We start from the raw sequence: 13,611 nt of genomic DNA on the forward strand, positions 1-13,611 counted from the left end.
CAAATCGAGGGAAGCCATGATCTATGTGGCTTCCATTGGTCGCATGCTCCGCCGCTTAGCTCCTTCACCCAACCAAGCTCCGTTCAAATACCGACTTACAGCATGAAGAGGATTCCGGATAGGCTCTCAGTGCAAGAACAACTTAAAGCAATTGGGTCTGGCGTTGCATAATTACCACGACACTTTCAATACGTTTCCGCCTGGAAACATGTTCAACCTGCAAGACCCCACAAACTGGCCTCGAGACACGAGCCCGAACAATCAGATTATGGGAAGCTTCGGCTGGTCCGCCTACATTCTGCCCTACCTGGACGCATCTCCACTTTACAATCTGATTGATTTTAGCCTGCCAGCTTATGTTGAGGAGATTGAAGACTACAACAGCACGACGATTCCACAAGCTGTTTCACTGCGTGGACAGCTCGGGAATGTTGCGAATAAGGAAGCGGCAGACAATGCACCTTCAGCGTTTCACTGTCCTTCCAATCACAGCACGACTTACCCCATTACCCGCTTTAAGGATTACTCAATGAACGGCGGCACGGCGAGTGGGTGTTGTACTGAGAGGAATCAGCGGAGTTCAGATGGGATTGGCTATATTAACAGCAAAGTCGGGATTCGGGACATTACCGACGGGGCGTCCAACACGTTTATGCTTCTGGAAAAACCTCACTGGGCTCCTCAGTCCTGGTGTAATATCGAACATGGATGTAATCCGTTCTTCTTCGTGCATCATCAGTCGCAAGGTTATGTCTGTCCACAGGTTCCCGGAAGTCCTCCGCGACCCACTCCTCCGAACGACGCGTTTATCTTTAATACGCGGGGAGCTTACAGCGAACATCCAGGTGGTGTTCAAGCTGCGATGGCTGACGGGTCCGTCAGGTTTATTTCCGAAAATGTCGACTTTGAATCTTACAAAGCAACCTTCAGTCGCGCAGGTGGTGAAGTCGACACGGTGATTAGAGACTAGCTCTCTCAGAATTCTGCGAAAATGCGTACTGAAGTGGTTCAACACTCAATGGACGTTTCGATTTCTCATCGAACCCTCTGAGTTGAGTCAATTCAGGCGTGTCCTCGTTAAGAGGAGGAGTTCGGTGAGTGATGAATTGATGTTTCCAGAATTCGTTCGAATTCAGCAATGAGCACGTTCGCCAGTCGCTTCTTTCAGCAATTTTTTCGGCGGCGAACTTTATGGCAAAGATGGGAGTTGTGAAGGAATGGTCATGCAAGAGGCTCAGAGACAACGTGGTTTGTGGCAATGGTGTCTGGTCGGTTGTTTGTTCGCCGTCGGTTGTGGTGGACAAAGTGATCGCCCGGAAATGGCGACAGTGAGCGGCAAATTAACACTCGATGGGAAACCGCTGCCTGGGTATATCGTGACATTTCAACCGTCGACAGGGCGTCCAAGTGTCAGCAACATGCCGACCAACGCCGAAGGCCAGTTTGAATTGTGGTACACCTACAAGGACAAAGGCGCGAAAGTCGACAAGCATAAAGTGACTTTGGCCTACTCTCCCACAAGTGACGACGAAGCCATGGCAGCCCAGTCGGGAAATGTGACCGGAAATCCGAAGGCGATTGCCGAGAAATACGGAACAGTCGCAGTGACCCCGCTGGAGTTCGAGGTCAGTGACAATACGACCGAAGCGAACATCGATATTTCACTCAACTAAAGCATGTTGTTCTTTTCGGTGCACTCGCTTGAACTTTTTCATCAGGTAATAGGCTGAGTCTGCTCGTGCAAGTGAGTGAAAACCAGAACAGAAAATGCTCTAACACTTCGCATTGTTCTTCTGAACGCGTTTCGTTCGGCGATCGTGGCGTTCGCGTGCGCGGATCGTTCATCCGATCAGAATCGGTGCGAACGTAGGATCGGTGTGCGGGCAGAGTCTCGGGAATTGCCTGCGCACTCGCTGCCCGGACTTCGACGTCGCGACGCGTTCAGAAGTGAAGAAAAATACCCCCGGCGGGATTCGAACCCACGACCTTTGGTTTAGGAAACCAGAGTTAGTAGACCACTCGTGTTTATGGGTGTTCACCGGTGGCAGTTTTTATGCGGTCCCCATTCTCTGAAAATTGGGTTTGACCACAACGGGCATCAAATCGGGCGGAATTTGCTAACACTTTTGCTAACACTTGGCGTTTTCGCGATCTCTCTGCGCACTCACAAGAATTATTTTCGAATGTCGCTATTCCACTCTCAGGCATTCTACTGACCACTCACAGGCAGTCAGACGTATTTCACCGCATAAACCATCATGTTAATCCGTCGTGGAACGTCTAGACACAGCCGATTCTAAAGTTATTGTCCACTCATGTTCATGGCAATTCACAAGAGGTCACGGGGAGACATGGAGACGAGAACGAAACAAACCGGACTGGCAACAGTAACAGAGGCGGGAGCGTATCTTAGCGTTTCGCGAGCAACTGTCTACACATGGATTCGCGATCGAACACTTCCGGTTGTCATGGTCGGAACCCACAAACGGATTCCCTGGACTGCCGTCTACAAGCTTGCTGGTGAAACAATCGAGAACAAAGGGGCGGAACTATGAGTAAGACAACGATCGATCGTTCGACGTGGCGATGTAGTGAGTATGCAATTTCTGAAGGCAGTTCACCGTTGAAGGTTAACTGATCATCTCATTTTGATCCCAACAACAAAGGCCGAACAGTGACACGTAAACAATACAAGCAACATCTCATTGAGTGTCAATCAAAGGTGCTCGCCTATCACGCGACGAGGGGAGACTGGCGGGCTGTTAATCGTACCAAGCGGCTGATTGCAGAGACAGCAACGGCATGGATGTATCGAACGAACTTTCGAACTTTGTAAACGAAGCTGCTCGGTCTAACGAACTGGTCAATCAGTGAGCACTAACAACACAGACTGTGACTACGAACTGACGCGAACAGAACAACTCTTCGAGCAGTACGACAACGAACCCGACATGAGAGGCCGAATTATGATCCTTGAAGCAATTAACGACATCGACGGAGAGATGGTTGTGACTCTCCCATTCAATTGGATCAAATCGACTCATGACAGACTAACAATTGACGAAAAGCGAGACCAAATTATTCATGACTTGTATCACGAAGGTATCCCGATTGATGGGATTCTTGAAACCTTTTCAATTAGTCGAGGATCGATGCACTGTGCAATCCAGCGGCACACCAATAGATGCTTTAACGAGAAGTGACACGAAATGAATTCGTGTGGCAAGACGCCAACAGCGGCATGATGCCGCACCTTTTTTGAAGTCACGGTCATAATAATCGGAGGGCAAAAAATGTGTTTCAATCACGATGAATGCGAATGGATTGCAGACGAAGCAGATGATTCCATTACCGAGGTAGATGCAAGCTGTTGTTGCTGGGATTGTGGAGTCCGAATCCCAGAAGGGTGTGATTACCGCAGAATCCACCTAACGAAGTGTTGCGTTGAGTGCGGGGAAATGGAACCAACGGAAGAATGCTTAGAGGAAGGTGGCCACGAGTCATATGAGGATACAGTTCAGATCTGTCTGATATGTAACGACCTTCGGTCAGCGGTAATCGAAGTCGAAGAGTCAGAGGGGTGCAGGGGGAACGAGGTAGAACCGTCTTATGGTGCGCTGGAAGATGCGTTTGTGAAGTATTGGAATGAGCCAATCCAATATGCCGACGCCGTTGTGAAGAAGTTTCCCCACTTAAGACATCATCCGTGGATCAATGACGATTCATTCGATCCAATCGAGCTTGGAATTTAAGAACCTTCCCACGCCACGGAGTTAGCCCACTCTGTGGTGTTCCTCCGGCGAGTTGAGTCGGCCCGCTCCTCGTCGGGGGGTTGTTTAGAACATTTAGAATAAGCGAGACGATCATGATCACCAAATTAACACCCGAGCAAGTGGCCCGGTTTCCAGAGTTCGTCGACAAGTGGACGAAGATCGGACTTTCGACGGCACCTTTGAATTTCAACGCTGCGAAAGCGGCAGCAATTAAGTGTTACAAATTGGCGAATCTCCCTACTCCGGAACACTTCGTTGTGTGTGACAGTCCGTTGAGTGGAGTAATCGTAGCAGCAATATTAAGGAACAGTGTTGGGGACAGTGTTGGGAACAGTGTTGGGAACAGTGTCTGGGACAGTGTTAGGGACAGTGTCTGGGACAGTGTTAGGGACAGTGTTAGGGACAGTGTTAGGGACAGTGTCTGGGACAGTGTCTGGGACAGTGTTGGGGGCAGTGTCTGGGATAGTGTTAGGGGCAGTGTCTGGGATAGTGTTAGGGGCAGTGTTAGGGGCAGTGTCTGGGATAGTGTTGAGGGCAGTGTTGGGGACAGTGTCTGGGGCAATCATGAAGCGGGTTGGTTGTCGTTTTATGACTTCTTTCGAACTGTGTGCGATCTCAGGAAAGAGACCGACAAACTAATAGGGCTTATCGAGTTGTCGCAACACTGTGGCTGGTGGATTCCTTACAAGCATGTGTGCATCCTCCAGCACAGACACTCGGAACTGCACCTTAACAGTGAAGGACGTCTACACAACGAATCCGGGATGGCGTTCGCCTATCCCGACGGCTGGGGGGGGTGGTTTATCGATGGCATTAGAGTGGACGAAAAGATTGTCATGCACCCAGAGACACAGACAATCGAAGAGATTGAGACAGAAGGGAACAATGACGTCAAGTCAATTAGAGTCGAGCGTTTTGGGTGGTATCAATACCTAAAGGAGTCAGGCGCCGAACTCGTTGACTCCCGATCGAATAACATCGAGAACACCAAAGAGGCTCTTTTTGAGTTAAGAGACGGGGCACGTCGGTATGTTGCGACCTGCCCAAGCGGCAAGCGTGTTTGCCTGGGAGTCCCGAAAGAGATTGCCACTTGCGAACAGTCTCAAAGCTGGATGGCTGGCGCGTTTGGCGATCGCCAATCGATTGGACGGACGTAATTTACCTTAACCACTTACGTTTTAGGAGATTGAGAATGAGTACTGCTACAAAGGATGCTGCATCTGTAATTAACGAACAAGAATCACACTTGGAGTCAATCGAACACGGGAAACCAGAACGACTCAGCGAAGCAGCAACCGAGAAGGATTACTTCCCTCAAGGTGATGTGTACTTCGGGGTTGTGAACTCAAAGCCTACTGGATACGAGCCAGGTAAACCCGTCTCGCAACTGGCAGTCGGAAACACACAAGGTCAGCGGCACTGTCTCGATTGCGTCGAAGGTGTTGAAATGTATTTCCCTGGAGGAGTTAAGAACTGGCAGCGGGGTCGTTCCGGTCTTTTAGGTCCTGTTTTTCGTTGCCCAACCCGCGATGTGACCGTCGTTCATCCCACACACGGAGACTTGACGATTCCAAAGGGGATGATGATTCAAACTGTGTATCAACGCAATTGGGACGAGCAACTCAAAGCTGAGGCTCGCGCCCGAGACTAACCGCCATTGCGCGGGCTTAAGGCAGTGAAAGAAGAACGTGTTTTTTGATGTTTTTTACAAGGAGAGTTTCGATGTAAACACTAACAAAGAAGACTAAAGGATAGGAAAAACTAACGCGATTTAGGTTTGTTGGTCCTCAACGTCAGAGGGAGCCGGATACCACGAAACTCCGGCAAACTGACACCGTGGCGGAACTGGTAGACGCTAGATTAGCGAGAAGAATCAGGTGCGGGATATCACAACGCTTGTCCGCGTAGGCATCTAACCCCCTGAATGCAGGTTCGAACCCTGCCGGTGTCTTTTAAAGCAACGATCCTTCTGCGTGAAAGGTACGCGCTAATGCAAGACCTCATCTCCAGCCCATACGCATCACAGCTCGTGATGTGCATTGTCTCGCTGTCAATCACGATCGCTCTCACGTTGTGGGCGTGTTTTGTGGGCGGCATGAGTGATGAGTAGGAGGGGTAGATATGCAACTCGAAAGATGGCTCGAACACAAGAACAAGGAACAGGAACCGATGGGCGATATTCATCCTGAAGATAGGAGCGATAAGCTTAGCGTTAAAACAATCTGTGCTTTGGACATGATTCGCAAAGTTGAGCAAGACGACATCAAGCCGTGGATCAATGAGATCCACCTCGTAGACGGTTACGCATGGTCAACTGATAAATATCAACTATTGGTCATTGAGGTTTCTGACGAGCAGCAAAGCCAGACGTCAAGTGATCACGTTTTTGATCGCAAGACAGACACTTACATCCCGTTTAATTCAAAGACGAATCCAGAGTTTCGATGGCAATCTACGCTTCCAGATGACATGGATTCGGCACCAGCGTTCCGCGTTGACCTGGAGAAGTTGTCCACTGTTGTCGACGCATTGAAGTTAATCGCCGTCGGAGATGACTGCGGGAGATTGGTATGCAAATTCACTGTCAGCAAGCACGGTCGATTAGTGATGGAGATGGACACTGTTGATGGACCAGCAACGGGCGTCTTAATGCGAATAGGAGAAGTCAAGGACTCTTAAACAAACACGTCCGCAGCGTCAGTTCTAGACGCTGTCCCCCTGGCGTCGACTGTCGGCGGATCTGTCGGCGTCGGGGTTTTTATGACAACTAACATGTGAGGTGAGTGATGAGTCGTGAGTTTAAGGTTGGGGATAAAGTGCGGGTTGTTCGGAGGGTTAATGACTATTCAGCTTGGTATGACGAGAGTGTGAACAGGTTTGGCGACGCGAGTACAGGTCGCGAAGTCATCCGAGTTTATAAATCCGGTAACGTACTTGTCGATTGCGATGGAGAACCGCATCTATTCCCCGCATCACACCTCGAACCCGTCACCGAAGAGCAGCAGCCAGAACCAGAAGAGATTGACCCTATAAACAAGGAGTACCAGACTCGGAAGCATGGGTATCGGTACGTCCATTATTCGAGCAATGGGAAGGAGCCTCGAATATACATTGGTGCGTACATCGAGGATGGAATCGAGTATCCAATTCGACACACCAGATCCGGGAACCGTTTTGATGATGATGCAACAAACATGTTCGACCTCGTCGAAGTGAAGCCGCGTGTTAAGCGTACTGTGTACTTGAATGTCCTCAAGGATGAAGTAGAGGACTATGACTCTGTGTTTTGCTATGAATCGCGAGAGGCTGCGGATTACTCGTCCAGTACTGACCGCGTCCTCTGCATCAAACTCAATATCGACCTCCCGCACGGCTACGGACTCAACGGAGACGCCAAAGAATTCACCATCACGGAACCGAATTAGCATGGTCGGTTGCGTGTTCCTTGTAGGGCGATACGAAAGGTCAGTTATTAAATGCAAAACGATAAACAAGCAAAGGTTAATCAACGGGGCGCCGCGATAGAAGAGAAGGTTGAGCACTTTGAGAGAGTGATTGAAAGGCGGGGGCTTCGAAGAACTCGCGACTGGATGCTCGATCACCTGGAAGACACATGGCACTTAGACCAGAAAGCACTCGGAAGATGAAGGTAAAGATTAACACAAATGCAATCACTAAAGCACTTGCGAAGTGCTTTTCAGTGACTCCAGCAAGGACACCGAAAGACGTCCTGAAGTACGTTCGCCTGGCAGCAACAGAGGGTTGTGTCTCTGTCCACGCGACCGACACTGAGGTGTCGCTGACAATCGACATTACACCTGATGACTGCTATCCAGTTGAATGCCCAAGTCCAGGGACAGTCCTCCTTCCTGTTAAGGTTCATCAAATCTGCCGAGAGCTGACTGGTGAGTATGTTGAAATCATCGATGGTGATGGCAACATTACCATTCTCGGTGATGGCAATAGGTGGGAAATCCAAACAGTTGACATTGCCGACTTTCCAGAAGCGCAATCGTGCGACGAAGGAGCATTAACAGTCGATGGCGGGAAACTCCTGAGTTCAATTCAGTGGGTGTCACAGGCCGTTGATAAAAAGCAGATTGAAGTTCGATTTTCATTTGGTGGGGTGCTATTCGAGTTTTCTGACAACAGGCTAACACTCGCTGGTTGCGACAGGAACCGGATGTCAGTGTCTAGTATTAACGACACATCAGGAGGCATCGAACTGCCAAGTCGAGAGTGTGTTGTCCCGTACAAGTCGCTTAAATCGATTGAAGGCATTTGCGAAGGGCAGGTTACTGTTTCTCGTAGTGGAAGCGCAATCCAGTTTTCCTCTCCTTGTGGGAAAGTGTGGGCAAGATTCCTTGGGGGGAGATTTGCCCAGTGGCAGCAAATCGTTGATGTTCCAGACGTCTACAGTTTTTCGATTACGGTAGGTCCACTATCTAAGTCTTTGCGTCAAGCTGCAATCGTACTAAATGAAGATAGCTCCGGATGCCAATTCTCGTTCAAGGATGACAACTTGACGATCAGCGGGTCAGGGAGTGACGTCGGAACATCGGAAGTTTCAATCCCTGTCGTCATTAACCGTGGTGGCGAGTTCACTGTCAATCTTGACCCACGGTTTCTGTCAGAGCAGTTAAGGACGATCGATGCTGCATCCACAATTGAGTGGATTGCAGGTAGTGCTGACGCCGCACAGTTAATCAAGAGCGAAAGTGACGTCTGCGCTGTTATGCCGCTGGTTCGCGATTGAGTCTCGCCCGCTTATCTGTGGGGCGGGCGGGGTTAGTTTCTTCTTAAACTAAGAATTGGGAGCGTGATGAATTTTCCAGATTTAGACAAGATGCAGGCGTCGCATCCTCGGTGGGAAGTCCCGTCGAACTGGGTTGTATGCCTCAATTTGTCAGGTGGAACGCAATCAAGCTTCCTCTTCTTGGCGATGCGTCTAGGGCTGCTGAAACCAGTGTCTCCAAACGGGGATTGGGCGACAGTTGTCTGTATTATCGCAGATCCCGGTAACGAGAACCCGGAAACATACAACTATCTAGATTGGCTGAAAGAGAACACAACCGACCGACTTCCCGTGTTAGTAGCTGACGGCCCGAATATTACTGATGACTTGCTTGATAACAGGAATCGGTCGCGGCTCGACAACCCTCCGTTCTTCGTTGACAAAGGCGATCTTGGTGCTGGGCAACTCGTGCACAAATGCACCAGCCACTACAAGATTCAGCCAATACGTCGGGCGTTCCGAAAGTGGTGTCGCGACAAATTCAAGATCGACCCTGCGACAAGTAGTCATCGGTTCACGGTAGATTGCTGGATCGGGTTCACGTCTGACGAAGTGCGACGGGTTAACAGATTTGATCACAGTTCGCAGCCGCAATACATGCCTGTCCGGTTCCCTCTGAATGAACTCAACATTGATAAACAACAGGTGTCTGAGTTCTATGAGGAGTTCGGAATTCCAATGCCTTCTCGATCGATGTGTGAGATCTGCTTCGCGCACGGATTGTCGAGCCGAAAAAAACAAGCGGAAGAACGGCCAGGGCAGTTCGAGTTGGCCTGCAAGGTCGATGACGAGATTCGGGACTTGAGGCACTGCGGGGTGACTTATCCAGTGTACGTGTCAAACACGCTGATCCCGCTTCGTAAGCTAAAGGAAAATGGATTCTCGACGGGGAATCGAATGAAAGACGCTGAGAGTGAATGCAATTCTGGCGTGTGTTTTTTGTAGCGGGGCGGGCGGGGTTAGTTTTTCATTTTGGGAATTGGGTTTAAGGTTGAGGTGGAATTGCAATGAATCGGAGTGGTTACGTTGAAGATCTTTGTAGCGATGACCCTTTAGTTTATGGCCGATGGAGAGCGCAAGTTAAAAGTGCGATTCGCGGAAAGCGTGGTCAAGCATTTTTGAAAGAGCTTGCGGAAGCAATGGACGCGATGCCCGAGAAGGTGCTCATCTCTAGTGAACTTATTAACAGTGACGGCGACTGTTGCACAATCGGAGTTGTCTGCAAAGCGAGGGGCGTTGACGTCAGCAAAATCAACTACGAAGACCCTGAGCAAGTCGGTGAATCAGTGAACATCGCCCATCAACTCGCAGCGGAGATCGAATGGGAAAACGACGAAAACTGGTATGGCAAACCTGAGTCTCCCGAAGATCGCTGGAAACGCATGCGGAAGTGGGTAGACAGTCAAATCATTAAAGACAAAGCGAGTGAGAAATGACTGAAACTACAGCAATTGAGCAACGATTCCCGCAACGGTTTCGGTACCGAAAACATGGAGGCGACCGATGGTATTTCGGTGTTGCGGTTGCGAGTTCACTTATACCGGATTCATGGCGAATCGAGTGCCTGGAGCAGCGTGGCTTCGGCGGGTTTGATTCTGACCCTTGGGAACTCTTGGGACACATCATTGGCGACGTCGAAGCGTTCGAGTGGATTGACAATGACTATAGATGGAGATCGTTATGACTGAAAATACAGCAATTGACGATTACTGCGATCACGTTTTCAACCATTGGTCAGTGAAGGGTGATTTACGTGTTGTCGGCACCCGAGTAGGACCGGCACTGGACCAAGTGCAAGATTGAAGGGGAGGCGGAATGAGTGATAACCCACCACAAAGAACGTTCACTAGTCGACCATCAACAGACGTCAATATGTGGCTCGTGGTTAACTGCCAGATTTACAACGTCGCTCGGTCAGGTCCGGGGTACATGATCATTGTTGCGGATGAGTTCAATGAGACAGGAATCGCGTCATCTTGCGTGTCTGTGGACTACCGAAAGTACATTAAACGTCGCGAGATTAAGTCTGTGACACGTGAGTCTGCAATGCACTGGCGCGTTGATTTTTATGAGGAGTCGAAGTGAAGACTGTACTAAAATGGCATGGCGGAAAAGCGTATCTCGCTAAGAAGATCATCGAACTGTTACCTCCGCGCGACACTTGGCATCTGTGGCGAGAACCGTACTTTGGCGGCGGGTCCGTGACATTCGCGTTAGACCCGGAAGGGATTAGCGAGGCCGTAAATGACGTGAATGCTGAGTTGTTTAACTTCTGGAAGGTTCTCCAAGATCCAATCACTGCCATGATTCTTCAGTGGGGATTAGAGAATACACCACTTAGCGAAAAGAGATTCCGTGAAGCTCTTTATAGCGAGCATGTCCAGGAAGCTGGGATCGATACCGATGGTGCAATCAATTTCTTCATCCGAAATCGTCAATCCCGCCAAGGTCTCGGCAGGGATTTCGCAACACCAACAACGCGAGTCCGACGGGGGATGAACGAGAACGTCTCGGCCTGGTTAAGTGCGATCGACGGACTACCAGAGTTTCACAAGCGATTGCGACGTATTGAAATCCGCAACATGGACGCACTCGACTTTATTAAGAAGTACGACCATCCGAAAGCGGTTTTTTATTGTGACCCGCCTTACCTTCATGAGACGCGAACCTCAACAGGCGAGTACAGAGAACACGAGATGACTCAGGGTCAGCATGAGGAACTGCTAAACATTCTCTCGTCAATTAAGGGGCGGTTCTTGCTGAGTGGGTATCCGTCGGCAATGTATCAATGCTTCGCTGATGAGAGTGATTGGCGTCGTGTCGATTTTGAGATCGACAACAAGGCCAGTGGAGGCAAGACGAAACCGAAGAAAGTCGAATGTGTTTGGATGAACTATTAAAGGAGCACGAAAGGAATCCCAATGATTGAATGCTCTCGATGTGGTTCACAGTTAAACGACGAAGGGGATGTGCATGTCTGCGATGTGGTCGATATTAACGGTTGGCGGCCTGTGCATCGGTGGGGGTCACTTAATCCAAGTGAGGAGGATGTAAACAGTGAGCGATTTGGAGCTGAGAATACTGGTGAGACGAGCGATTTACCAGACGGACCTTCTGTGTGACATTCTCGCTGAGTGTGTCACGGAGATCAAGAACTTCGAGCCTAACAGCATCGTCGCTAAACGGTCCGGCAAAGAGATTAAGAAGGCGACGGAAGAATCTGAGGCAATCCGCAAAGAACTGGAGGCGAACGCATGACGAACGGAAACCAGAAAGGCAAAGCCGGTGAGCGGGAATTGTCCAAAGAGCTGAACAGCCTTCTTGGAACGGAATGCCGACGCGGCCAACAATACAACGGCGTGGATGGTCACGACGTTGTAGGCATTGAAGGCGTTCACGTTGAGTGCAAGCGAGTGGAGCGGTTGAACGTCGGTGATGCGATCGAACAGGCAGAACGTGACGCCGACGAAGGCGAGATCCCGTCTGTATTCCATCGCAAGAATCGTAAGCCGTGGCTCGTGACAATTCGACTCTGCGACCTGATTAAGTTCTGCCGGGTGATCTTGGGGGTGGTGAAATGAAAGAAATCTTAAGCGGCACAATTGAGGCGGTGATCGAAGATGACTCTTGGGAGAGTTATGAAAGCCGCGTCGGGTTACGGCCTTCGACGATTAAGAAACGTCAACGGTCTGCAATGGACGCGAAAGATGCTTACGACAACAGGCGGCCTCCAACATCAGCGATGGAGTTCGGGACGCTGTGTCACTGTCTATTACTTGAAGGGGAAACCTTTGACGATCGGTATGCAATTTATGATGGCGTGAAGAAAGGGAAGAAGTACGAAGCCTTTCGTGATGAGCATCCCGGAAAGACGCTCGTGAAAACCAAGGATGCCAAAAACGCGACAACTCTTGCAATGGAGACAGTTAAAAAACCGTTTGTGAACAAGTTGCTCTCCGAGTGTATCCCAGAAGTGACCCTATTAGCTGTCGAGGGTGGGGTGCAGTGCAAGACGCGAATTGATGCGGTCAGCACTGTTGACGGCAAAGGTGTTCTTCTCGATGCCAAGTTCACCAACGATGTCAGCTCGCGAAAGTTCGGAATGTCTTCATGTGGGTTCGGATATCACATCGACATGGGTTGCCGTAAGAAATGGTTCGAACGAGCGACCGGGAAGAAGATTGAAGAAGTCTACTTAATCGCGGCCCAGACAACAGGCGTCCCCGATGTCGTTTGTTATCGCATGGACGAGACGCTCCTGGATCACGGGTTCGATCTTGCCTGTGAGTTGATTGAGCAGATTAAGGAGGACATCGCGAAAGACTTATTCCCTGGCGTCGATGGTGGCAATGAGTCGCTTGACATCGAGTGGCCTGTGTGGGGAATGCCGGATGACATCGCTCTTGATTGGGAGGACGCGACATGACTGTGGATCACTGGGAAGCCTTGTTTGATTCAACTTATCTCCGTTGGTTCGACATCGAAGGCAAAGGGGATATCAAAGTTGAGATCGGAAGTGTAAGCCGTGAGGAATTAACCCTTCGTGGAGGTGCCAAGAAAGTCGCCCCTGTCTTGAAGTTCAAGCGGGCCAAGAAACCGCTCGTCCTCAATAAGACGAACTGTGATTCCGTCGCCAAGGCGTGTGGGAATAAGCCGAGTCAGTGGCCCGGCAAGTCGATCACGCTGTATGTCACAACGACAAAGCTCAGCGGGAAAACTGTGAACTGTATTCGGGTGAGGGATAAATGAAAGCACTGACAATCTTACAGCCGAAGTTGGCGGCGAAGTTTACCGAGCAGTCTGAAGTCTCGTTCCCAGCGACTATCGGAACATTGTACCGAGGCCCAATTGCAGTCAGCACTGCAACACACATTATCGCGACGGCATTGGTAGCAGATTGTGTGACAAGAGATGACGGTCGATTCCTGTGGAACATCACTGATATTCGGTCGATCCCGGAACCCTTCCCATGCGGACAACAGCCCAACTTGTGGGAGTTTGACACATCTTCACCTGAAGCAATTGACGCATTGGCATTTTAAC

At 49.9% G+C, this 13,611-nt stretch carries 19 protein-coding genes and 1 tRNA gene; 19 read left to right on the top strand and 1 reads right to left on the bottom strand.

Annotated elements, in window-relative coordinates; all coding sequences use genetic code 11:
- The first annotated feature begins 163 nt into the window (after positions 1-163).
- Both KOR42_RS02655 and KOR42_RS02660 read left to right on the top strand, forming a co-directional pair.
- Positions 164-970: a DUF1559 family PulG-like putative transporter gene (locus KOR42_RS02655; protein WP_197440798.1), complete on the top strand. Its 807-nt coding sequence runs from the start codon at positions 164-166 to the stop codon at positions 968-970.
- 253 nt (positions 971-1,223) lie between these two features.
- Positions 1,224-1,673 carry a hypothetical protein gene (locus KOR42_RS02660; protein ID WP_146507066.1) on the top strand — a complete coding sequence of 150 codons (450 nt, stop codon included), beginning with the start codon at positions 1,224-1,226 and terminating at the stop codon, positions 1,671-1,673.
- A gap of 285 nt (positions 1,674-1,958) precedes the next feature.
- On the opposite strand, the gene KOR42_RS26395 is transcribed toward KOR42_RS02660, so the two are convergent.
- Positions 1,959-2,035, bottom strand: a tRNA-Ser gene (locus tag KOR42_RS26395).
- Positions 2,036-2,351: 316 nt separating this feature from the next.
- Between KOR42_RS26395 and KOR42_RS02665 the strand changes: the two genes are divergently transcribed.
- From KOR42_RS02665 to KOR42_RS02745, 17 genes are all read left to right on the top strand, one after another.
- A complete protein-coding gene (locus KOR42_RS02665; RefSeq protein ID WP_146509968.1) occupies positions 2,352-2,555 on the top strand; it encodes an excisionase family DNA-binding protein in 204 nt (67 codons plus the stop codon).
- Between the two features lie 315 nt (positions 2,556-2,870).
- Positions 2,871-3,203, top strand: a complete 333-nt coding sequence (locus KOR42_RS02670) for a hypothetical protein (RefSeq protein ID WP_146507067.1) — start codon at positions 2,871-2,873, stop codon at positions 3,201-3,203.
- A gap of 662 nt (positions 3,204-3,865) precedes the next feature.
- Positions 3,866-4,930 (top strand): DUF6745 domain-containing protein, encoded by a 1,065-nt coding sequence (locus KOR42_RS28135; RefSeq protein ID WP_231740605.1) that lies wholly within the window; start codon positions 3,866-3,868, stop codon positions 4,928-4,930.
- Between the two features lie 35 nt (positions 4,931-4,965).
- The gene (locus KOR42_RS02685; RefSeq protein ID WP_146507070.1) at positions 4,966-5,424 is read left to right on the top strand and encodes a hypothetical protein; all 459 of its coding nucleotides are present in this window, start codon (positions 4,966-4,968) and stop codon (positions 5,422-5,424) included.
- Between the two features lie 470 nt (positions 5,425-5,894).
- Positions 5,895-6,452, top strand: a complete 558-nt coding sequence (locus KOR42_RS02690) for a hypothetical protein (RefSeq protein ID WP_146507071.1) — start codon at positions 5,895-5,897, stop codon at positions 6,450-6,452.
- Positions 6,453-6,559: 107 nt separating this feature from the next.
- A complete protein-coding gene (locus tag KOR42_RS02695) occupies positions 6,560-7,198 on the top strand; it encodes a hypothetical protein (protein ID WP_146507072.1) in 639 nt (212 codons plus the stop codon).
- A gap of 188 nt (positions 7,199-7,386) precedes the next feature.
- Entirely contained in the window at positions 7,387-8,529 is a 1,143-nt protein-coding gene (locus KOR42_RS02700) for a DNA polymerase III subunit beta (protein ID WP_146507073.1), read from the top strand.
- Between the two features lie 66 nt (positions 8,530-8,595).
- Positions 8,596-9,513, top strand: a complete 918-nt coding sequence (locus tag KOR42_RS02705) for a hypothetical protein (RefSeq protein ID WP_146507074.1) — start codon at positions 8,596-8,598, stop codon at positions 9,511-9,513.
- 62 nt (positions 9,514-9,575) lie between these two features.
- Positions 9,576-10,004: a hypothetical protein gene (locus tag KOR42_RS02710; protein WP_146507075.1), complete on the top strand. Its 429-nt coding sequence runs from the start codon at positions 9,576-9,578 to the stop codon at positions 10,002-10,004.
- Complete coding sequence (locus tag KOR42_RS02715) at positions 10,001-10,252, top strand: hypothetical protein (RefSeq protein ID WP_146507076.1); 252 nt, start codon at positions 10,001-10,003, stop codon at positions 10,250-10,252. The genes KOR42_RS02710 and KOR42_RS02715 overlap by 4 nt, the downstream gene beginning before the upstream one ends.
- A gap of 131 nt (positions 10,253-10,383) precedes the next feature.
- A complete protein-coding gene (locus KOR42_RS02720) occupies positions 10,384-10,653 on the top strand; it encodes a hypothetical protein (protein ID WP_146507077.1) in 270 nt (89 codons plus the stop codon).
- Positions 10,650-11,468, top strand: coding sequence for a DNA adenine methylase (locus KOR42_RS02725; RefSeq protein ID WP_146507078.1), 819 nt, complete (start codon positions 10,650-10,652; stop codon positions 11,466-11,468). Before KOR42_RS02720 ends, KOR42_RS02725 begins: the two co-directional genes overlap by 4 nt.
- Positions 11,469-11,652: 184 nt before the next feature.
- Positions 11,653-11,826, top strand: a complete 174-nt coding sequence (locus KOR42_RS26405; RefSeq protein ID WP_197440803.1) for a hypothetical protein — start codon at positions 11,653-11,655, stop codon at positions 11,824-11,826.
- Positions 11,823-12,149: a hypothetical protein gene (locus tag KOR42_RS02730; protein WP_146507079.1), complete on the top strand. Its 327-nt coding sequence runs from the start codon at positions 11,823-11,825 to the stop codon at positions 12,147-12,149. Before KOR42_RS26405 ends, KOR42_RS02730 begins: the two co-directional genes overlap by 4 nt.
- Positions 12,146-12,994 (top strand): PD-(D/E)XK nuclease-like domain-containing protein, encoded by an 849-nt coding sequence (locus KOR42_RS02735; protein ID WP_146507080.1) that lies wholly within the window; start codon positions 12,146-12,148, stop codon positions 12,992-12,994. The genes KOR42_RS02730 and KOR42_RS02735 overlap by 4 nt, the downstream gene beginning before the upstream one ends.
- On the top strand, positions 12,991-13,317 hold the full coding sequence (locus KOR42_RS02740; RefSeq protein WP_146507081.1) for a hypothetical protein: 327 nt from the start codon (positions 12,991-12,993) through the stop codon (positions 13,315-13,317). Before KOR42_RS02735 ends, KOR42_RS02740 begins: the two co-directional genes overlap by 4 nt.
- Complete coding sequence (locus KOR42_RS02745; protein WP_146507082.1) at positions 13,314-13,610, top strand: hypothetical protein; 297 nt, start codon at positions 13,314-13,316, stop codon at positions 13,608-13,610. Before KOR42_RS02740 ends, KOR42_RS02745 begins: the two co-directional genes overlap by 4 nt.
- Position 13,611: the final 1 nt, after the last annotated feature.

The organism is Thalassoglobus neptunius (assembly GCF_007859735.1).
GTDB lineage: Bacteria > Planctomycetota > Planctomycetia > Planctomycetales > Planctomycetaceae > Thalassoglobus > Thalassoglobus neptunius.